This window comes from Glutamicibacter mishrai (genome assembly GCF_012221945.1).
GTDB lineage: Bacteria > Actinomycetota > Actinomycetes > Actinomycetales > Micrococcaceae > Glutamicibacter > Glutamicibacter mishrai.
Map to the genome: position 1 here is coordinate 1483216 of NZ_CP032549.1, position 20104 is coordinate 1503319.

A 20104-nucleotide genomic window follows, 5' to 3' on the forward strand; every position below is an offset into this window, starting at 1 on the left:
AAAGCACCACGAAACACGGGTTTCTTGCGGCAGGCACCTGGCACCGGATCGCGGAACTTGGGCGGAAAAGTCTAGATTGGGCTTCGCGTCGCTACAATGCGATATTTTCTCTGGTTTCTGAAACCCGAAGATGCTGAGGGGCCTTCAAAGTGGCAGTCCAGTATGCTAAGGCGCCAAGGAGAATTGATGCACAAGTAATTGCCCAAAGTAGCAGTGCGTTTGTTTCCAAAAGACCGAGTAGTGCCGGATATAGAGCGATACCAACTGCCATCGACGTCTGGAAAATAGATATCGATACGCCGCGAATGTTCCGAGGTGGCATTTCCGCCATTAGAGCATTAGTTGCCGGCATGTAAAGCATGTCCGCCACAGCGAGTATCACGCCGACATAGATGACGAAAAGCCATGCTGCGATGCCGCTCAATGGAGGCATGATGGCCACGAGTATCAGCATTACAGCCAGGAGGAAGGATGACCAAGAAATTAGAACTGCTCGCCGTATATAGCGGATCTTATGAGTCAGCCATGGCTGTGCCAAAGCAACCAACCCTGCATTTATGCCAAATAGTACTGCAGCAACAGCTGGATTCATGTCCCACGTCACTACGAAGTGGACAGAAAGTACAGCCGTAGGAAGGACCATGATGGGTGCGAGGAAAAATTGCCCAAACATCAATCCCCAGAAACCTGGCTGAGTAAACAGAGCCTTAACGTTAGGCTTCGCGCTCTGTGGATCAGCGGTTTTATTGAGATCCAGCTCCTTCACTGGGGATGGCGCTAGTGCGTAAATCACCGCAGCCGCGACAGTCAACAGTACGTTAATGATGATTAGCCAGCGCGCTCCTGTAGCTGCGCTGATTGCAAGAACGATGGCGGCTAGTCCTGCACCTGATCCCATTGCGGCCATCTTGATAGACTCCAATCTGGCGAATATCTTCTCATATGGCCTTCCGGCCGACAGATCATGAATATAAGACGTCCAAGCTGCCCAATAGATCCTGTCTCCGATGCTCACCAACAAAACGGCTGACAGCACTAAGGCAAAATTGTCAGCTATCAAGTAAATACAGAATCCTGCCGCTGCAAGCACGTTGTTCATCACCATGCCAAATTTTGAACTAAAGCGGTCACAGATCCACCCTCCCATGACACCAAGTGGGAGTGCGATCAGAGCACCAGTGGCGGTCGCTAATCCAATCTCCGCTAGGGGAAGATTCGTAAGAAGTGCAAAATAAAGCACTGATAAGGCAGACACAAGCCCTGAACCAAAAGAATCCGTGAAGGCCGCAAGCGCTACTCCACGAGTGTTTTCCAAGGACTTCAATGCATTCTCCAACTTTCAGTTTTTGAGTATTTACAAAAAAGTTAACCAAGAAATACCTTGTGCTCTAATTACTATTTGTTGATAGAATCTTTCCAAATGCTCGGTTAATAAATATTTGCAAATTCTCGGAGATTATTACATGTCAGTAGCCGGTAATGGTTTGGTTTGGACAAGTAGTTCTCGTAGCGAGTAGCCAAGTCGTTTCACGTTATCGACGAGATCGCTACTTACGAGGCTAAAAACTCAAATCAAGGTAAGGTGCGCTCCACAAGTTCCACGTCCAAGAGATCGCTGAATGTGAGTGGGAATGCTTTCTTGGACATTCCTTAGACCTTTAATGACCAGCCTTGAGGGTCGATCTGCGGCAGTCCCGATTGCAAAAAGCGTTACTTTTCATAACGTATCCTATCGACTTGGATGGCTTACGCAGGAAGCCAACTCTTTAAGTGAACTACGCCCGATAACGAGTCCAGTTCAGTAGCGACGTTTCACCTAGAGGATCGTCGCTGCATTGTAAAGAGCAGCCACGGCTGTTGACGGTTTTCACGAAACATTGCATGGGCTTGTCTTCTAATATCCCTATCGTAGTGCCCGGCTCCCTCGCCAGCCGATCGGCGAATACGGAACAGGTCAGCGCCAGCGGACCAACCGATCTGGGATTTCATACCAATAGGCAGGCCACTGCAAGCGAGCAGCCAAGGTAAGTACGATCCAGCCAGAGGCAGGCAAAAAGCCAGGAAACGGGCCTCCCCCAAATTACGAATCGCCCGTTCCCTGGCTTCTTCGGCTTTAAGCCGTAATGCTAGTTCTTTGCCGGTGGCATCAGCACCGAGTCAACGAGGTAGACGGTGGCATTGGCAGTCTGCACGCCACCGCAAATGACCTTGGCATCGTTGACCATCAGGTCATCGCCGCTGCCGCTGATCTTGACCTTGTCGCCTTCAACGGTTTCCAGATCACCCTTCAACTCATCGGGGGTTATCTGGCCTGGGACCACGTGGTAGGTCAGTACCTTGGTCAGCATGTCGGCATCCGACACGACAGCGTTCAGGTCTTTTTCTGGAATAGCCTTGAATGCGTCATCCACCGGTGCGAAGACGGTGAACTCATCGCCGTTGAGCGTGTCTACCAGGTCCACGTCCTTATTCAGCTTTCCCGATACCGCCTTGGTCAGGGTGGTCAGCAACGGGTTGTTGGACGCTGCCACTGCTACCGGATCCTGGGCCATGCCAGCAACGGAACCGTCACCTTCGGGCACGGCTTCTGCGTACGCTGCACATCCTGAACCAACGAGCTTGGCGGCTGGATCCATGGCCGATTCGCTGGCCATTCCGGAATCCTCAGATGCCTCCGGGCTGCTAGGAGCCATGCTTGATGCCGAACTTTCGCTGCTGGGAGTGGACTCGGCGCTGTTGTCCATCGAGCAGGCGCTCAATCCGAACGCGGCTACCGCGGCAATCGAGAGCAGTCCTACCGTCTTGCGCTGCATGGTTTTCATGTCGAACTCCTTACCTGGCGACCCCATTGGGCCAGTCGGTTTCCCAAGCCTCTTGGATTGGGCTGTCACAGGGCATTCGGGGCCATGGAGAATCCGGATTGGATTATTTAAAGGTTTTTTCCCTCGTGTCCGGAACTTGAGATGACAGGCAACAGCGCACCATGTCGAACCGCGTACAAGGCATGGAAATCCCGAAGGAGATGCAGACATGCCCGCCAGGGCGTGCGCGAGCATTGCCGGAACCCTGAACAACCGCCCCTGGCTACCAGTGGGGCATGATTTCCACTTCAACCTCGGCAAGCGCATTTCGCCATGAACCTTCCTGCGCGCATGTGTATAAAAGGCCCTGATCCTTCCGCCGTTGCCCGCTTCCAGCTGTGGCCTTGGAATGAATGTTTCCAAGACTATTGACTCATCAGGATTCGACTCATAGCCTTTTCATAAACTATTGATATATCAGTTGTCTTCAATTCGTACATTAGGGAGAATTCGTTGACCAGTACCCAGGACCTGCCCATCAGCTCATTGACCGCAGACCTCGCCACACTGGACCCGGAGGTAGCACAGCGCATCGACGCAGAGCTGGCCCGCCAGCAGCGCGGCCTGGAAATGATCGCCTCGGAGAACCACACCGCCCAGGCCGTCATGCAGGCCCAAGGTTCGGTGCTGACCAACAAGTACGCCGAAGGCTACCCGGGCCGCCGCTACTACGGTGGCTGCGAAGAAGTCGACGTCATCGAGACCCTGGCTATCGAGCGCATCAAGGAACTGTTCGGCGCGAACTTCGCCAACGTCCAGCCGCACTCCGGCGCCCAGGCCAACGCCTCGGTCTACCACGCACTGGTCCGTCCGGGCGACACCGTACTGGGCCTGAACCTGGCTCACGGTGGACACCTGACCCACGGCATGAAGATCAACTTCTCCGGCCGCCTGTTCAACATCGTTCCTTACGGCGTGAACGAAGAGACCAACGTGGTGGACATGGACGAGGTCGAGCGCCTTGCCATCGAGCACCAGCCAAAGATGATCGTTGCCGGCTGGTCGGCGTACCCACGCCAGCTGGACTTCCAGCGCTTCCGCGAAATCGCTGACAAGGTCGGCGCCTACTTGTTCGTGGATATGGCACACTTCGCTGGCCTGGTCGCAGCAGGCCTGCACCCGTCTCCTGTGCCGCATGCCCACGTGGTCACCTCGACCACCCACAAGACCCTCGCCGGTCCTCGTGGCGGCATCATCCTGTCCAACGACGCTGAAATCGCCAAGAAGCTGAACTCCGCAGTCTTCCCAGGCCAGCAGGGCGGCCCGCTGGAGCACGTGATCGCCGGCAAGGCTGTAGCCTTCAAGATCGCTGCGTCCGAAGAGTTCAAGGAGCGCCAGCAGCGCACCTTGGCTGGTGCCAAGATCCTTGCCGAGCGCCTGACCCAGGACGACGTGGCAGCCAAGGGCATCAGCGTGCTGACCGGTGGCACCGATGTGCACCTGGTCCTGGTTGACCTTCGCAACTCGGAGCTCGACGGCCAGCAAGCCGAAGATCTCCTGGCACAGGTGGAGATCACGGTTAACCGCAACGCGGTGCCATTCGATCCACGCCCGCCAATGACCACCTCGGGTCTGCGCATCGGTACCCCGGCGCTGGCAACCCGTGGCTTCTCGGAGGCAGCTTTCGCTGAAGTTGCCGAGATCATCGCCCAGACCCTGATCGCTGGCGCTGATGGCAATACCTCGGTCTTGCCAGAGCTGAAGGACCGGGTCCTGAAGCTGGCCGAAGCCCATCCGCTGTACCCGGACCTGGCCAAGGTTTCCGAGTAGCACCATCTTGTGAAGATGAGGGCCCGGAAGGCTGAACTCAGCACCGACCGCGTCCTCGGCTATGGAATCCGCGCAGCAGCCCTGCGCCAACTGACCACCAACGAAAGATCTCCACTATGCAACAACTGGCACAACGCCTCGAACGGCTAGGCACCGAAACGGCATTCAGCGTGGCGCAGGCCGCCGCGGCATGGAAGGCCAAGGGCAACCGCGTCTACCCGTTCCACCTGGGCGACATCAACATCCCCACCGCGCCGCACATTGTCGACGCCATGAACCAGGCCATTTCCGAGGGCTACACCGGCTACTGCCCGGGCCCCGGTATCCCGCAGCTGCGCGAGGCCCTGGCCCATGACATCGGCTCCCGGCGCGGCATGGAATTCACCGCCGACAACGTGGTGGTCATGACCGGCGGCAAGCCGGTGATCACCAAGTTCCTGCAGGCGGTCATGGATCCGGGCCAAGAAGTGCTGTACCCGAACCCGGGCTTCCCGATCTACGAATCCCAAATCGAGTACCTCGGTGGCACTGCGGTGCCGTATAACTACGTGCCCACCGAGTCGGGCTTCGCCATTGACCTGGAGCAGGTGCGCGCTTCGATCACCGAGAACACCACGGCGATCATCTACAACGACCTGCAAAACCCGATTTCCGCCGAATCCACGGCCGCCGAACGCGAAGCCGTGGCCCAGCTGGCCATCGAGCATGACCTCTGGGTGCTCTCCGACGAGGCCTACTTCGAAACCCGCTACGAAGGGGCTTCGAACTCCATCGCAGCGCTGCCTTCGATGGCCGAGCGCACCGTCATCCTCTACACCTTCAGCAAGAAGTTCGCGATGACCGGCTCCCGCCTGGGCTGCGCCGTCGCGCCGCTTGAGATCGCCAATGTCATGAGCAAGCTGAACACCAACGACGAGTCCTGCACCACCCACTACGTGCAGTGGGCGGGCATTGCCGCGCTGACCGGGCCCCAGGAGCCGGTCCAGAAAATGCTCGACACTCTCAAGGAACGCCGCGACGTCGCCTGCGAGATCGTGAATTCGATCCCGGGATTCAGCGTCGCCGTGCCGCAGTCCACCTTCTACCTGTTCCCGGATGTCACCGAGGCCATGGAGCGCAAAGGCTTCACCGAAGTCGGGGAATTCGCCACCGCCGCATTGGAGAACACCGGCGTCTCCTTCTGCACCCGCGAGCACTTCGGCCGCCGCCTGCCCGGCGAGGAACGCCAATACATCCGGCTGGCCTACTCGGGCATTGAAACCGCGGACATCCGCGAAGGCCTAGGCCGGCTGCGCGAATGGATCGAGGCGTAATGGCGAAGGTAGTAGTCACCGGCCGGATCCCGGAGGCCGCGCTGGAAAAGCTGCGCGCCGAGCACGAGGTTGACGCATGGGACGACGGGCAGTCCATCTCCCGCGAAGAACTGCTGGGCAAGGTGGCTGGCGCCGACGCGCTGGTCACCCTGCTGACCGAGCGCGTGGACGCGGAACTGCTGGAAGCCGCAGGCCCGCAGCTGCAGGTCGTCTCCAATGTGGCGGTGGGCTACGACAACATCGTCGTGGCCGACTGCACCGCCCGGAACGTGCGCGCCACCAACACCCCGGGTGTGCTGACCGAGGCCACCGCGGATATCGCCTTCGGCCTGATCCTGATGGCCACCCGACGCCTGGGCGAAGGCGAACGCCTGATCCGCTCCGGAACCCCATGGAAGTGGGGCATGTTCTTCCTGCTCGGCTCAAGCCTGCAGGGCAAGACCCTGGGCGTGGTGGGCATGGGCGGCATCGGCCAGGCCACAGCCCGCCGGGCCAAGGCCTTCGGCATGGAGGTCGTCTACCAGTCGCGCAGCGAAATCGATCCGGCAATCGCCGCCGAGCTCGGTGCGCGGCGGGTCGAGCTCGACGAGCTGCTGGCCATCTCCGATGTTGTCTCGCTGCACTGCCCCTACGGCCCAAACACCCATCACCTGATCGGGGCTCAGCAGCTTGCGACAATGAAGCCGGAAGCCTACCTGGTCAACACCGCCCGCGGCCCGATCGTGGACGAGGCCGCACTGGCGCAAGCGCTGCGCGAAGGCGCCATCGCCGGGGCCGGCCTGGATGTCTTCGAGAAGGAACCAGCGGTCCACCCGGAACTGCTGGAGCTGGAAAACGTGGCCCTGATGCCGCACCTGGGCTCCTCGACCGTGGAAACGCGCACCGCGATGGCGGTGCTGGCCAGCGAGAACACGCTGGCCGTGCTGCGCGGCGAGGACCCGGTCACCCCGGTGAACTAGGCGCCGTCCCCGCAGGGACAGCGCCATGGAACGCAACAGCTCGAGGACATCGGTGCCGATGTCCTCAAGCTGTTTAAGCAAGCGCTCCCGCGCAAGTTCCTGAGCAAGACCTGACTGCCATCCTTCATCCTTGAGGGCCATCACTTAGGCTGGCGTCATGACGGCCAACAGCAGCATTGATACCGCACAGCGCTACCAGCTAGTGCTATTCCGAGATGATCTGCGGACCGTGGACCATCCGGCCCTGCTCGCCGCCAGCGAAGCCGGACCCGTTGTTGCCCTTTATATCCTCGATGAGCAATCCCCCGGGATCAGGCCCCTGGGCTCGGCGGCCCGCTGGTGGCTACATCATGCACTGATCAGCCTGCGCGCATCGCTGCAGGAACTCGGCATCCCGCTAATCCTGCGCCGCGGAAACAGCCTGCACATCATCGAGGAATTCACCGGCCACGGCAACGTCGCCGCGGTACACTGGAACCGGCGCTATGGCCAGGCTGAACGCGCGCTGGACACCTTGATCAAGGACCACGTGCGCGCAGCGGGAATCCACGCGCAAAGCCACGCGGGCGCGCTGCTGCATGAGCCCTGGGAACTGCTCACCCAAGCGGGCACCGGCTACAAGGTCTTCACCCCGTTCCACAACGCCCTGCGCAGCACCGAGATCCGCCAGCCCCGCCCCGCGCCCCAACCGCAATCACCGCCACAACTTGAACTGCCCGGCAGCGATGCGCTGGCGAAATGGGAGCTGCTGCCCAGCTCGCCCGATTGGTCTGGCGGGCTGGCGGATGCCTGGACCCCCGGGGAACCCGCCGCCCAGGAACGCCTGGAGCAGGTGCTCGACGATATCGCGCAGCACTACGCTGACCGGCATGACCGCCCGGATCTTGACGGAACCTCGGCGCTCTCCCCGGCGCTGCGCTGGGGCCACCTGAGTCCCCATCAAGTGTGGAAAGAGCTCAGCGCCCTCGCCAGCAGCACTGGGCATGGAGCTGAAGGCGCGCTGGCCTTGCGCCGCCAAGTCGCCTGGCGGGATTTCTGCTGGCACCTCTACTACCACCACCCGCAGCTGCCCACCGAGAACCTGCGCTCGGAATTCGACGACTTCGACTGGGCTTGGCCCGATGACTCGCCTCGCGCAGCCCATTACACGCGCTGCTGGCAGCGAGGCCGAACCGGCTTCGGATTGGTGGACGCCGGAATGGCCCAGCTATGGCAGACGGGGTGGATGCACAACCGCGTGCGCATGGTCACCGCGAGCTTGCTGGTCAAGAACCTGGGGCTGCACTGGAAAGTTGGCGAACAGTGGTTCTGGGATACCCTGGTCGACGCGGATCTGGCCTGCAATACTGCCAATTGGCAATGGGTCGCGGGCAGCGGAGCCGACGCCGCACCCTATTTCAGGGTCTTCAATCCGCAACTCCAGGCCAAGAAGTTCGATCCGTCCGGCGCCTACGTAGCCCGCTATGCCCCCTTGGCGGCTGAGCCGGTGGTGGATCTGAAGGAATCACGGCAAGCGGCCCTCGATTCCTATCACCACATGAAATCCGGTCAGCGCCCGCATTCCCCGGGTACTGGCAGCTGATCATCCGGCGCCTGCGCGGCCCCAGCCAGCAGCCGACGCCATGACAGCACAAGCCGCCGCAGCATTGATCTCCAAATCAATGCTGCGGCGGCTCTTTGGACAGTATCCGACCAACAGATCCCATATCACCACGTCGTCGGAAAAGCCCAGATCTTTTCATTGCTGCGCCTGGCACCGGCCGTTCCAGCATCCTTCGCAGCCCGGCGGACTGGTTTGCCCGCCAAAGCCGAACCTGAACGCTGGCGTACTGCTACCGGCATGTGGTCATGGGCTCTCCTCTCCACATGATCGACTCGCAAACTTTCGCAGCGGCCTGCACGGTATGCCATATGAGCAGCGCTGTGGTCACCGTGCCCACGCCCCCGGGCACCGGGCTGAGCGCGCGCACCTTCGGCTGGACCGACGCCGCGTGCACGTCTCCCACCAGCTGCCCTGCTTCGTCCACGTTCGTGCCCACGTCGATGACCACCGAGGAATCGGCGACTTCTTGGGAGGTAAGCAGATTGGCACGGCCAACGGCCATGACGGTGATGGCCGCAGGCCTGGTGAAATCGGCCAGCTGGGCAGTTCGCGAATGGCAGATGCTCACTGTCGCATCGCGCTGCAGCAGCAGCTGGGCCAAGGGCTTGCCCACCACGGCAGAGCGGCCCACCACGGCCACATGCTGGCCAGCGATCGGAATCCGGTAATGCTCCAAGATTTCAACCACCGAACGCGCGGTGGCGGGGGCAAAGGCGGGTTGTCCTACGCTGAGCCGGCCAAGGCTCAATGGATTGGCTCCATCGATGTCTTTGGCCGGATCGATCAACTGCACCAGGGCCGCGGTATCCACGCCTTCGGGCAACGGAGTCTGGAGAATGATCCCGTGCACGGATTTGTCTTCATTCAGGGCCGTGATTGCCGCCACCAGCTGATCCTGGCCAGCTTCAGGCATCTGGAGCACCTGGCATTCAACGCCCTGCTGGGCTGCGGCCCGCTCGATGGAGCGCACATACCAAGCGGTGGCTTCGTTCTTCGTGGCCAGCAGAACGGCAACCTTGGCCTTGAAGCCGTCGCGGTTCAGGTTTTCAACCATGTGGGCGGTCTTGGCGCGGATCTCGTCAGCCACCGGTTTTCCGCTCAAGCGCCGGGCCGTCATGCCGAGACCGCCGAACGAACCGCGACGCTGAGCTCTTCTGCGTGGTTGATCATTTCGCTTGCCTTGGTGGTGGCTTGGCCCAGCCGTTCGCGCTCAGTTTCGTCCTTGATGGCAGCGATGTTCATTTCCAAGGTGGCCAAAGCGGTGCCCAGCGCGGCACGGGCCGACTCCGCCGCGGCAGCCACGTCGCTGCAGACCGAGCGGTTGCCAATAGGCAGCAGTTCCTGGGCCAGCGTGATGACCGCGGATGCCAGGTCAACGGTCGATACCAGCGGAGCGGCAGCCTCGATGGTGGCATGGCGGATGGCTTCGCGGCGGCTGGCCTTCTGCTCTTCGGTGTCCTTGGACAGGGCGTAGGCTGCACTGAGCAGGCCGAAAAGCCGCTCATCTTCCTGGGCCGCAAACAGCGCTTCGCGCATCAGCTGCTTGGCATTTTTCGCGATGAGCTGCGCTTGCTCTTCGACCTCGGCATACCGTGGGCCGGAGGTGAACTCGGCAACCATGGACACCAGTGCCGCAGCCTGCGCGGCGTGCAGCGCGGCCGCCGCACCGCCCCCGGGCGCCGGGGCTCTTGAGGCGAGGCGCTCAAGATAGCTGGTGACGGTTTCGGTAGTGATCATGGGAATTTTTCCTCGCTCAGAATTCGCGACAAGACAGTCCAAGGCCAAGGGAAGTCGGCGAGCTTCAGCAGCGCTTCAGCTTGCCAGCATGTGGGAGGCGGGAAAAATTCACCAACCCATTCCACTTAGTATCCACTTGGTATATCAGTTTATATTGAAGCCTAGAACACCACCTGAGCCGGGTCAAGGTTTTTGCGCCCGCCCGTCGCATCGGGTAATTTCAGGCGCGCTCGATAGCCAAGGAAGCGAGACACCCGGATTAGCTGCTCGCGCTATTCGATCCAGGTCTTACCCATGTCGACGAGCAGCGTCTGGAAGGCATTTTCCGCCGGCGCGCGGACTCGATCGCGGCGCTGGGCCAGAACGACGCTTCTGGCTGCCGCGCCCGGGCCCAAAGAAAGGATCTTGACCCCAGGGTGCGGATTCATGACCGCCGACTGCGGGGCCAGCGCGATGCCCAAGCCCACCGACACCATGGCCTGGGCTTCTTGGTAGTCGTTGGCCTGGAAGGAAATCTTCGGCGAGAAACCCGCGGCGTTGCAAGAACGCTCTAGCAGCTCGGCCACCGGATGCATATTCGCCCTCACAATCCACTGCTCGCTCGCAGTGGCAGCCATATCCACTTCCTCGAATTCGGCCAGCGGATGATCCGCGCCAACGACTAGAACAGTGGGCTCGGTGAACAGCGTGGTGAGCTCGAAGTCCGCCCGGTCCAGCGGCATCCACTCGTACTCCCACAGCAGGCCAAGAGAGATTTCCCCTCGCGAAAGCAGGCCCATCAATTCCTGCAAGCGGGTACTGCGCACATCCAGCTTGATTGACGGGTAGAGCTTGCGGAATTTGCTGATCACCAGCGGCAGGAAGGAGCTGCCAAGGGTCGGGAAGGTGCCCAGGCTCAGGCTGCCGCTTTTCAGTCCCGCCAGCTGGTCCAGGTCGGCAATCGCCGCGTCCATCTGCCGCAAGATCGAGCGGGCATGACCGGCAAGCACGTGCCCGGCATCGGTGGGCACCATGCCTCGGGCGCGGCGCTGCAAGAGCGGCTGGCCGACTTCTTCTTCCAGCTTGCGCAATTGCTGCGAAACACCCGACGGGGTGTAGAAAAGCTCATCGGCCGCGGCAGTCACCGACCCGCCCTCCACGACAGCGAGCAAGATCTGCAATCTTTTTATATCAAGCATAGCCAAACCCTTCAGTAAAACTTCACTACATTTCAGGAAGCTTACACTTCATGGATTCTCTTGAATACATTGAGAAGCATCAAGGACTTTCGAGCCGCTCCACATTGCTTTCAATAACAGTTCTGGCCTAAATGATCCTATTTGAAGCATTCCTACATTCCAATGCATTTCTTGTAACTACTAATAAAGTGACTGTTCGCGGATCATCGATAGCAGGCTTATGTGTCAACCGTCACATCTGACGGAAATCGCAGTTATCATAGATTGGTCCAGCCCAATGAAACACACAGTTAAGGCGACTTGGATGCGCGGGGGTACCAGCAAATGCTGGGTCTTCGAGCGAAGCGAACTTGACGTCCCAGGATTCACCACCGATGAGGTCCTGCTTCGGCTTTTCGGTTCCCCAGACCCACGCCAAATTGATGGAGTCGGCGGTGGAAGCTCAACGACGAGCAAAGCCGTCATCCTGCAACCCAGCGACGAGCCGGGCGTAGATGTTGAATACACCTTCGCACAGGTCGGCATCGACCAGGCGGTTGTCGACTGGGGAAGCAATTGCGGCAACTGCTCTGCCGTGATTGCCCCGTACGCGCTCAAGCACGGCTGGGTGGATCCCGAAGACGGCATCCTCACAGTCCGCATCCGCAATACCAACACCGGTCAGATCCTCGTCGAGCGGATGAACCTCGACGGTTCCGAAGCCGAAGTATTCATCCCTGGCGTCCCTTTCCCGGGACAAGCTGTGGACATCGGATTCCTTGACCCAGCCGGAGCCACCACTGGCTCGCTGTTCCCGGATGGCCAAGAACTATCGACGCTGAGTGTGGAAGATGAAGACCCGCGCACCCGCAGCGACATCTCCGCGACACTGATCGATGCCGGCGCTCCGGTAGTCATCATCGACGCCCAGTCCGCCGGACTGGACAAGGTAGATTTCAGCGATTGGCTCACCGAGTCCCTCACCGAGATGCCGCGGCTCGACCGCATTCGCCGCGCCGGCGCCGTCGCCATGGGCCTGGCCGCCACCGAGGCCGAAGCGCAACGCGCGATCCCCAAGCTGGCGATCGTTTCTGCCGCCGAGCTTGAAGACGAGGCCGACATCAAGGTCATGATGCTTTCGATGGGAGCACCGCACCCGGCGCTGGCCATCACCGGAAGCGTCGGACTGACCATTGCCGCGCATCACCCCGGAACCCTGCTGGCCCAGAAGCTGAGCAGCACCCCGGACGGAGCGTTGGCTCTGCAGACCCCGGCAGGGCTGATCACCACCTGGCAGCGCGAGATCGACGGACAGCTGGCCGTGGGCACGACCCGCACCGCCCGCGAGCTGGCCGAAGCAAGCTTGAGCTTTGATCCGGTTGGCGACCGTTCCGGCGACCCGACTATCACGCTGGCCGAAGGCTCGGCCAGCGACGGCCACGAACTCGAACCGGATCCGCAGCCGCATAGCCGGCGCACGGTGTTCGCCTCCGTGGCGGCCTTCGCGGTGCTCGGCCTGGGAGCCACCCTGGTCGGCGGCGGACTGCTGAACCCGCCAGCGACCACCGCCGACGGCGACTATGAGGGAGAGACCCTGGAAGTCGTGATCCCTCTGGCCGAAGGCGGCGGCACCGATACCTGGGCGCGCTTTGTCGGCCAGGAACTGGTCCACGATATTCCCGGGCAACCCGGATTCGCGCCGATCAACGAGACCGGCGGCGAAGGCATCACCGGCAGCAACCGCTTCGCTTCCTCGGCCGCCGATGATGGCACCGAACTGCTGGTGAGCACCGCGACCACCGTGGTGCCGTGGGTGCTGGACCGCAACGTGGTGAAGTATTCCTTCGAGGACCTGGAGCCGGTACTGGTCAACGGCACCGGCGGCGTGATCTACGCGCGCACGGCGGCCGGGGTCCAAAGCCCCAAGGACCTGATCGATCGCAAGAAGCCGCTGGTCTTCGGCGGCATCTCGGCCACCGGCCTGGATCTGACCACGCTGGTTGCCTTTGATCTGCTGGAAGCCGATATTTCGGCGACCTTCGGCTTCGAAGGCCGCGGTCCGGTGAACCTGGCCCTGCAGCGCGGCGAGGTGGATATCGACTACACGACCACCTCCTCCTACCAGTCCGCGGTGGAGCCCATCGCCAAGGAAGGCTCGGCCGAGGTGCTGATGTCCTTCGGCCAGCTTGATGGCAGCGGCAAGGTCGTGAGGGACCCGAATTTCCCGGACACCCCCACCGTGGCGGAGGTGTACAAAGACCTGCACGGCAAGGAGCCCAGCGGCCCGAAGTTCGAGGCCTACAAGACCCTGCTGGGCCTGACCTACACCTATCAGAAGGGTTTGTGGGCTCCGAAGGACGCGCCTGAAGAAGCAGTGGACCTGCTGCGCGATTCGGCCCATGAGCTTTCGGGCGACAAAAAGTTCAACGACAAGGCCGCCGAGGTGCTCGGCGGGTACCCGATCGTTGCCGACGAGAACCTTTCCCAACGCGTCAAAGACGCATACACCGTGACCGATGAGACCAAGGGCTATGTCACCACATTGCTCAAGGAATCCTACGGCATCGAACTAGATTAGGAGGCACCGCAATGTTGGATTCCGCACTGGCCGCATTGGCCTCGCTGGCCGATCCGAGCATGCTGCTCATGCTGTTGATCGGTGTTGTTTCAGGATTGGTCATGGGCTTGATCCCAGGCTTGGGCGGCACCGCAGCCGTCGCGATCCTGCTGCCTGTCACCTTCGGCATGGAGCCGGCCTCCGCGCTGGCCTTGCTGATCGGCGCCCTGGCCGTGGTCCACACCTCGGATACCGTCTCGGCGGTATTGCTCGGCGCCCCGGGTTCCGCCTCGGCATCGGTCACCATGCTTGATGGCTACGCCATGGCGCGCAAGGGCCAAGCCAAACGCGCCCTGTCCCTGGCCTTCCTCTCCTCCATGGCTGGCGGCATCATCGGTGCCATTGGCCTAACCCTGGCCATCCCGCTGGCTCGCCCGCTGGTGCTCTCCTTCGCCAGCCCGGAACTGTTCATGCTCACAGTGCTCGGTGTCGCGCTGGCCGCGGTGCTCTCCCGCGGCAACGTGATCAAGGGGTTGACCGCCGGCCTGGCCGGCCTGCTGGTGGGCATGATCGGCACCGCTCCGACCACCGCCGAGGAGCGCTTCACCTTCGGTTCGCTCTTCCTCGGCGACGGGCTGTCTCTGGTTGCTGTGGCGCTGGGCATTTTCGGCCTGGCGGAAATCGCGTCTCGGGCCAGCCAGCGCCGTGGCGATAAGCAGTCGGTGGAAGTCACCGGCGGCTGGGGTTCGGGCATCCGCGAGTGGCTGGGCCACTGGTCGCAGGTGCTGCGCGGCGGCTTGATCGGCATCTGGGCCGGCGTGCTGCCGGGCGTGGGCGCCACCGCTGGCACTTGGCTGGCCTACGGCCAGGCCGTGGCCACCGCCAAGGACAAGCGCAAGTTCGGCAAGGGCGACCCGCGAGGCATCGTCGGACCGGAAAGCGCCAACAACTCGGTGGAAGCCGGCGACTTGATCCCTACCTTCCTGTTCGGCATCCCAGGCGGCGTGCCTTCGGCCATGCTTCTGGGCATGCTGCTCACCTATGGCATCCAACCAGGACCGAGCATCATCAACGAACACCTTGATCTGATGTACATGATCATCTGGGCTTTCGCCATCGCTTCGGTGCTCGGCGCGCTGTTCTGCTTCATGACCGTGCGCCCGCTGTCCTCGCTGACCAAGGTCCCGTTCTCCATCCTGGCCGCCGGCCTCGTGGTGATCATGCTGCTCGGCTCCTTCCAGGATGGCGGACAGCTCGGCGACCTGTGGGTCATGCTCTTGCTGGGCGTGGCCGGCTGGGTGCTGAAGTCCACCGGCTTCCCGCGAGCGCCGTTCCTGATCGGCTTCGTGCTGGCCATCCCGATGGAACGCTACTACTTCCTGACCGACAGCCTCTACGAAGGCTTCGACTGGATGCTGCGCCCGGGCACCATGGTATTCATCGCCATCCTGGTCCTGCCGATTCTCTGGAATGTGTTCAAGTGGTTCCGTGCCCGCCGCCAGCTGGGCGCCGATGACGATCCGAAGTCGGACAGCGCCCCGGACGCCGAGGCACCGCTGAAGAACTCCGTGTGGTCGCTGGGCGCAGCCGCTGTCCTGCTGGTGGTCTTCGCAGGTTCTCTGGTGCTCTCCTCCAGCTACTCGCCGGATGCCAAGCTGGTTCCGCAGCTGGTCGGCTGGGTCGGAGTAATCATGTCCCTGCTCCTGCTGCTGACCGAGATCCGCACGCGAAAGCAAGCGGTCGCCGCATCACACCGCGTTTCCGTTGACGCCACAGCGTATCTGAGCGAGCAGCCAGCTCTTGCACCTGCCGGAGGGACTGCTGCCCAGGCCGGATCCGATTCGGCGGGCAAGCACGTGGCCATGGCCAATCAGGGTGCAGCCGGTGCTAGCGGAACATCGACGGGGTCCAGTGATGGTCCGATCCGGGGCCTGTTGGCAGCCGGCCTGGCCGCGGGCGGCAGCACGTGGGGACCGAAGTGGACCGCTGATGCTTCCTTTGCCCTGCGCACCTTTGCCTGGATGGGCGGATTCCTGATCCTGACTGCCTTGCTCGGATACCTTGCGGCGATCTCGATTTTCCTTCCGGCCTTCTTGCTGATCGTGGCCCGTGCCAAGCTCAAGACCACCATCATCTACACCATCGTGTTCTTCGTATTGATGCTGGCCCTTCCGTCCCTGCTACCGATTGATCTTCCCCAGGGCCTGCTGGCCTCGTGGCTCTGATCCAGTTATTACCTAGGAGAATTCCATGGCAATCCTCGCTTGTTTCAGCGATACCCCCGCGGGCAAGGCGGCCATCCGCCGGGCCTTGGCCGAAGCCCACAAGGCCCAGGACTCGTTGCTGATCGCTAACCTCGATCGGGAACCCATCACCGAGAAAAACCTCGGCATCGATATGAATGCCTTGCTGGATTTCGGGGTTCCGCTGCAGATCCTCTCGCAATCGGGGACCGTTCATGATCCTGCCGACTTTGTCCTCCAGTCGGAACAGGACCACCAGGTCTCGCTGATTGTGCTGGGGCTGCGCAAGCGCTCCAGGGTGGGCAAGCTGCTGATGGGAAGCATCGCCCAACGCATCCTCATCGAGGCTGACTGTCCGGTACTGGCGGTGAAGGCGCAGGACTAGGCCACGCTCATCGGCGAAAAATAAATGGCAGTTAAAGGTTCCGCATCTATCCGGTCTCATCCGGATAGATGCGGAACCTTTGCCATGCCCCGGGAACCTGCCGTGAGCCATGAGACTGGATTTCATCAACAAACTTGTACAAGTTAATTGTATTCTATAGCTATGCAATATTCTTCGGCGGGCGATGACGTACCCCAGCTCCTCTTTGACGCGATATTCCCCCTGCTGGGAATTGTGCATTCAGCAAGAACCATCTCCTCTGGAAAGGTCGGCATCCTGCGGGCTCTCGCGGCAGAAGAACACGTCAGCGCCACGCAACTGAGGCGGGCCATCGGGGTCAGCCAACAAGCGATCTCACTGACCACCAAGGAACTGGAATCGCTCGGATTCATCGAACGCCACAAGGATGAATCGGACCGACGCAAACTCTGGTTCCATCTCACCGAGGCCGGGCGCCAGAAGCTGCACACCGAAATCGCCCTCGGACGCCAAGCGCTCAAAGATGCAATCGGCAATGAACTCAGCGATGCGGAATTGAAACTGGTCCACGACGCCATCCCCGCACTGGCAAAAATCAGGAAGGCGACGTATTAATGAACCAAACAAGGCAAAAAGCGCTGCTTCCGACCCTGGTCTTCGCCGCTTTGGCCACAGCCATCGTCTCCTCGCTGGGAATGCTGCTGGTCCCCTCGATTTCTTCGCAGTTCAATGTCGACGTGGCCACCGCCCAATGGATGCTGACGGTCAATCTGCTGGCCGGCGCCATTGCCACGCCGATCCTGGGCCGCCTGAGCGACGGGCCGCATAAGAAGCGCCTGCTGATGGTTTCCCTGGGCACCATGTTCGTTGGCTCCGTCCTGGCTGCAGCGGCGCCGAACTTCCCGCTGTTCCTCACCGGCCGCGCCTTGCAGGGCCTGTCCTACGGCATCGTGCCCATCACGATTTCCATCGCACGCAGGTACATCGAGCAGAGCAAGGTCCAGCCCGCCATCTCATCGCTGTCCGTGACGGTCTCCTCCGGCATCGGCATCGGCTACCCGCTCACCGGCATCATCGCCGGACTGTTCGACTACAGCTTCGCCTTCTGGTTTGGCGCGCTCTTTGTCCTTGCCACTATCATCGTTGTCTGGAAGGTCCTGCCCTCGGGGCCGGATACCCAGGCCGCCTCCCACCGGTTCGACTATCTGGGGACAGTCCTGCTGGCCATTGGCTTGGGCTCCCTGCTCTTGGCCATTTCAGAAGGCCCGAAGTGGGGCTGGGGTTCGCTGCCGATTTTGGTGCTCCAGGTTGTCGCCGCCGTCATCCTGGCCGTCTGGGTGCTGGTTGAAAACAAGCTGGATCACCCATTGATCAACATGCGCACGCTCAAGCAGGGCGATGTCCTGCTGGCCAACATTTCTGCCATCGCGCTCGGCGCGGCACTGTACATCGGCATGTCGGTGGCCTCCCTGGTGGCCCAAGCCGAAGAATCCACGGGATATGGCCTGAGCCTTCCGGTGCTCTGGGCCGGGTTTGTCATCTTCCCGCTGTCCGTCGGAAGCTTCACGGCCAACCGGGTCGTCCGGGTCTTGGCCAAGAAGGTGGGCATCCAGATCATGCTGCCCATTGGCGCGATCATCATGTCCCTAGCCGGCACCCTGCTGTGGCTATTGCACTCGCAGCTCTGGGAGATCCTCTTGAGCATGCTGGTCTTCGGCCTTGGCATGGGCGCCAGCTACGCGGCGATGCCTGCGCTGATTGCCCGCAGCGTCGCGATCCAGGAATTGGGCAGCTCGGTCAGCTTCAACCAGGTGTTGCGCACCGTCGGCTCTTCCTTCGGCACCGCGATCTCGGCAGCCATCATCGCCACCCATGCTGGATCCAACGGAACTGCCACCCCTGCGGGCATCAACATGACGTTCATGATCGGCGCGGTCTTGTGCATCATCCTGGGCGTGGCACTGGTGGTCCATTCGATCATCCGCGCGTCGAAAGCCACCTATTCGGCGCCGTTGCGAGTCGACTGATCACGCCCGGCTTGTTTTCAGCCCGTTTTAGAGCTCCACGATCTCGAATTCCATCAAGTCCGCACCGTGGGCAACAGGCTTTTTGCCTTCGCTGCCTGCGTGGGCGGCACCCGAGCGCTGGTCCCGCCAGTTCTCGAAGTCCTCGCGCGTAGCCCACTGGGTGTAGACGAAGTAGCGGTCTTCGCCGCTGACCGGGCGAAGCAGCTTAAAACCTTCAAAGCCGGGCGAGGAGTCCACAGACTGCTTGCGAGCCGCGAAGCGCTTTTCCAGCTCTTCGCCGGCTTCTGCGGGAACCGATATGGCATTGATGACGACAATCGACATGGTCAACCTTTCGTGATTGCGCTTCACCGTGATGGAAGCAACTGGCCCCAGCCTACGCCCGAAATTTCTTCGCTCGCAGTTCATGGCGAAGTGCAACGACGATAGCTCTTCTTCGTTTTTCAGTCCGCGAATTCTCCGGGCCAGCAGATCTCGAATCGCTCCAGGATCAATTCGCCACCGGGTTTGCGCGTATCATCAGGAGACCACTGGCGGCCAATGGATAACTGGGTCCGGCGCCAGAACTTTTCATGCTCGCGCCGCCAGTATCCCAGGCTCAAATCCCCTTCGCCTTCAGCCGCCGCGAACTGCTCATCTACATCGAAGAAGCTGCCGCGCTGAACGCTGGTCACCCGCAAGATCGCCCGCGGTTCGCCGGCGCCATCACAAATGATGCAGTGGTCTTCTGGTTCCGGGATGCGCTCATCGTAGTGGGCGTATTCGCTGGCCAGCGAGGAGGTGGCCCTTTTGCTTCCGTGCAGGATCTCGTTCAAGAGCTCGTCGGCCAACGCCGGGTGGTCCCCGAAGGATTCAGCGACATGGCGCGGGGCTTGATCCTCGCTGATGCCGCGACTGGCCAGGTAGCCTGCCCACATCTTCGCGGCTGCTTCAGTGTTTACCGGTGGCAGTGCTTCAACGGTTTTTTCGGTCATGACTCGATCCTAGGGCGTTTCGGCACGGCCAAGTCACTTAGGCTCAATAAAGGTTCCGGGTGAAGGAAAGAATCCGTCAGCTGCCGTTGTCGAACTTGCTCATGGCCGGCTCGGAATTGCGCAGGCCACCGGGCCTGGCTGGCAGGTCGCGGCTTTGCGCACCGTGGGTCGGCGTGGTCCGGGCGGGTTTCAGATTGGTGCCAAGCCGAACTTCAACCGCTTCTTCCTCCACCGTGGACCGCGCGGTTTTGCGCTGGTGAAGATAGGTCTTGATGCCGAAGCTGATCAGGACAGCGAGGAGAACAGCCACGAAGATCAGGGAGGTGAACAGCACTTCGTCCAGCGACAGGTCACTGAGTTCTTTGGTCAGCAATGAGGGAGCAGAGTTCGTGTCCACACCCGTTCCTGTCATCAAAAGTAGCCGCTGCGTATTCCCCATAGGGTCCCAGCCTAAGCCGAGATCGCCGGGTTCATCCCGGTTCTCAGCTAATTGATATGGGTTCGTTACGCGGCACTCATTTCTTGCGTGTTAGATATGG

At 61.1% G+C, this 20104-nt stretch carries 17 protein-coding genes; 9 read left to right on the top strand and 8 right to left on the bottom strand.

What is annotated here, in order from left to right; all coding sequences use genetic code 11:
* Positions 1–91 precede the first annotated feature (91 nt).
* Together D3791_RS07030 and D3791_RS07035 are read right to left on the bottom strand one after the other, a co-directional pair.
* Positions 92–1324, bottom strand: a complete 1233-nt coding sequence (locus D3791_RS07030; RefSeq protein ID WP_172511728.1) for an MFS transporter — start codon at positions 1322–1324, stop codon at positions 92–94.
* An 802-nt stretch (positions 1325–2126) separates the two neighbouring features.
* Positions 2127–2822 carry a fasciclin domain-containing protein gene (locus D3791_RS07035; protein WP_172511729.1) on the bottom strand — a complete coding sequence of 232 codons (696 nt, stop codon included), beginning with the start codon at positions 2820–2822 and terminating at the stop codon, positions 2127–2129.
* Positions 2823–3314: 492 nt separating this feature from the next.
* On the opposite strand from D3791_RS07035, the gene glyA reads away from it, so the two are divergent.
* From glyA to D3791_RS07055, 4 genes are all read left to right on the top strand, one after another.
* Positions 3315–4631 carry a serine hydroxymethyltransferase gene (gene glyA, locus D3791_RS07040; RefSeq protein WP_425483154.1) on the top strand — a complete coding sequence of 439 codons (1317 nt, stop codon included), beginning with the start codon at positions 3315–3317 and terminating at the stop codon, positions 4629–4631.
* Positions 4632–4747: 116 nt separating this feature from the next.
* Positions 4748–5944 (top strand): pyridoxal phosphate-dependent aminotransferase, encoded by a 1197-nt coding sequence (locus D3791_RS07045; protein ID WP_172511730.1) that lies wholly within the window; start codon positions 4748–4750, stop codon positions 5942–5944.
* Positions 5944–6903, top strand: coding sequence for a 2-hydroxyacid dehydrogenase (locus D3791_RS07050; protein ID WP_172511731.1), 960 nt, complete (start codon positions 5944–5946; stop codon positions 6901–6903). Before D3791_RS07045 ends, D3791_RS07050 begins: the two co-directional genes overlap by 1 nt.
* Before the next feature lie 157 nt (positions 6904–7060).
* A complete protein-coding gene (locus D3791_RS07055) occupies positions 7061–8485 on the top strand; it encodes a cryptochrome/photolyase family protein (RefSeq protein WP_172511732.1) in 1425 nt (474 codons plus the stop codon).
* A gap of 250 nt (positions 8486–8735) precedes the next feature.
* Here the strand turns inward: D3791_RS07055 and D3791_RS07060 are convergent, their stop codons facing one another.
* The 3 genes from D3791_RS07060 to D3791_RS07070 all read right to left on the bottom strand — a co-directional run bounded on the left by D3791_RS07060 (position 8736) and on the right by D3791_RS07070 (position 11421).
* Positions 8736–9623 (bottom strand): bifunctional 5,10-methylenetetrahydrofolate dehydrogenase/5,10-methenyltetrahydrofolate cyclohydrolase, encoded by an 888-nt coding sequence (locus D3791_RS07060; protein ID WP_172511733.1) that lies wholly within the window; start codon positions 9621–9623, stop codon positions 8736–8738.
* The gene (locus D3791_RS07065; protein WP_172511734.1) at positions 9620–10243 is read right to left on the bottom strand and encodes a cyclodeaminase/cyclohydrolase family protein; all 624 of its coding nucleotides are present in this window, start codon (positions 10241–10243) and stop codon (positions 9620–9622) included. Before D3791_RS07065 ends, D3791_RS07060 begins: the two co-directional genes overlap by 4 nt.
* A 272-nt stretch (positions 10244–10515) precedes the next feature.
* Positions 10516–11421 (bottom strand): LysR family transcriptional regulator, encoded by a 906-nt coding sequence (locus D3791_RS07070; protein WP_022874737.1) that lies wholly within the window; start codon positions 11419–11421, stop codon positions 10516–10518.
* Positions 11422–11698: 277 nt separating this feature from the next.
* Between D3791_RS07070 and D3791_RS16740 the strand changes: the two genes are divergently transcribed.
* The 5 genes from D3791_RS16740 to D3791_RS07100 all read left to right on the top strand — a co-directional run bounded on the left by D3791_RS16740 (position 11699) and on the right by D3791_RS07100 (position 18591).
* Entirely contained in the window at positions 11699–13978 is a 2280-nt protein-coding gene (locus D3791_RS16740) for a PrpF domain-containing protein (RefSeq protein ID WP_281350626.1), read from the top strand.
* Positions 13979–13989: 11 nt separating this feature from the next.
* Positions 13990–16182: a tripartite tricarboxylate transporter permease gene (locus D3791_RS07085; RefSeq protein WP_172511735.1), complete on the top strand. Its 2193-nt coding sequence runs from the start codon at positions 13990–13992 to the stop codon at positions 16180–16182.
* 25 nt (positions 16183–16207) lie between these two features.
* Entirely contained in the window at positions 16208–16585 is a 378-nt protein-coding gene (locus tag D3791_RS07090) for a universal stress protein (RefSeq protein WP_022874735.1), read from the top strand.
* Positions 16586–16819: 234 nt separating this feature from the next.
* Positions 16820–17179 carry a MarR family winged helix-turn-helix transcriptional regulator gene (locus tag D3791_RS07095; RefSeq protein WP_172511736.1) on the top strand — a complete coding sequence of 120 codons (360 nt, stop codon included), beginning with the start codon at positions 16820–16822 and terminating at the stop codon, positions 17177–17179.
* Positions 17179–18591 (top strand): MFS transporter, encoded by a 1413-nt coding sequence (locus tag D3791_RS07100; RefSeq protein WP_172511737.1) that lies wholly within the window; start codon positions 17179–17181, stop codon positions 18589–18591. Before D3791_RS07095 ends, D3791_RS07100 begins: the two co-directional genes overlap by 1 nt.
* A gap of 27 nt (positions 18592–18618) precedes the next feature.
* On the opposite strand, the gene D3791_RS07105 is transcribed toward D3791_RS07100, so the two are convergent.
* The 3 genes from D3791_RS07105 to D3791_RS07115 all read right to left on the bottom strand — a co-directional run bounded on the left by D3791_RS07105 (position 18619) and on the right by D3791_RS07115 (position 19962).
* Complete coding sequence (locus D3791_RS07105; protein WP_172511738.1) at positions 18619–18915, bottom strand: antibiotic biosynthesis monooxygenase family protein; 297 nt, start codon at positions 18913–18915, stop codon at positions 18619–18621.
* A 119-nt stretch (positions 18916–19034) separates the two neighbouring features.
* On the bottom strand, positions 19035–19565 hold the full coding sequence (locus tag D3791_RS07110; protein WP_172511739.1) for an ASCH domain-containing protein: 531 nt from the start codon (positions 19563–19565) through the stop codon (positions 19035–19037).
* Positions 19566–19641: 76 nt separating this feature from the next.
* The gene (locus tag D3791_RS07115) at positions 19642–19962 is read right to left on the bottom strand and encodes a hypothetical protein (protein ID WP_022874730.1); all 321 of its coding nucleotides are present in this window, start codon (positions 19960–19962) and stop codon (positions 19642–19644) included.
* Positions 19963–20104: the final 142 nt, after the last annotated feature.

Coding starts and splice junctions, on each gene's coding strand:
- D3791_RS07035 (WP_172511729.1), bottom strand. CDS start 2,822: ATGAAAACCATGCAGCGCAAGACGGTAGGACTGCTCTCGATTGCCGCG.
- D3791_RS07045 (WP_172511730.1), top strand. CDS start 4,748: ATGCAACAACTGGCACAACGCCTCGAACGGCTAGGCACCGAAACGGCA.
- D3791_RS07050 (WP_172511731.1), top strand. CDS start 5,944: ATGGCGAAGGTAGTAGTCACCGGCCGGATCCCGGAGGCCGCGCTGGAA.
- D3791_RS07055 (WP_172511732.1), top strand. CDS start 7,061: ATGACGGCCAACAGCAGCATTGATACCGCACAGCGCTACCAGCTAGTG.
- D3791_RS07060 (WP_172511733.1), bottom strand. CDS start 9,623: ATGACGGCCCGGCGCTTGAGCGGAAAACCGGTGGCTGACGAGATCCGC.
- D3791_RS07065 (WP_172511734.1), bottom strand. CDS start 10,243: ATGATCACTACCGAAACCGTCACCAGCTATCTTGAGCGCCTCGCCTCA.
- D3791_RS07070 (WP_022874737.1), bottom strand. CDS start 11,421: ATGCTTGATATAAAAAGATTGCAGATCTTGCTCGCTGTCGTGGAGGGC.
- D3791_RS16740 (WP_281350626.1), top strand. CDS start 11,699: ATGAAACACACAGTTAAGGCGACTTGGATGCGCGGGGGTACCAGCAAA.
- D3791_RS07085 (WP_172511735.1), top strand. CDS start 13,990: ATGTTGGATTCCGCACTGGCCGCATTGGCCTCGCTGGCCGATCCGAGC.
- D3791_RS07090 (WP_022874735.1), top strand. CDS start 16,208: ATGGCAATCCTCGCTTGTTTCAGCGATACCCCCGCGGGCAAGGCGGCC.
- D3791_RS07100 (WP_172511737.1), top strand. CDS start 17,179: ATGAACCAAACAAGGCAAAAAGCGCTGCTTCCGACCCTGGTCTTCGCC.
- D3791_RS07105 (WP_172511738.1), bottom strand. CDS start 18,915: ATGTCGATTGTCGTCATCAATGCCATATCGGTTCCCGCAGAAGCCGGC.
- D3791_RS07110 (WP_172511739.1), bottom strand. CDS start 19,565: ATGACCGAAAAAACCGTTGAAGCACTGCCACCGGTAAACACTGAAGCA.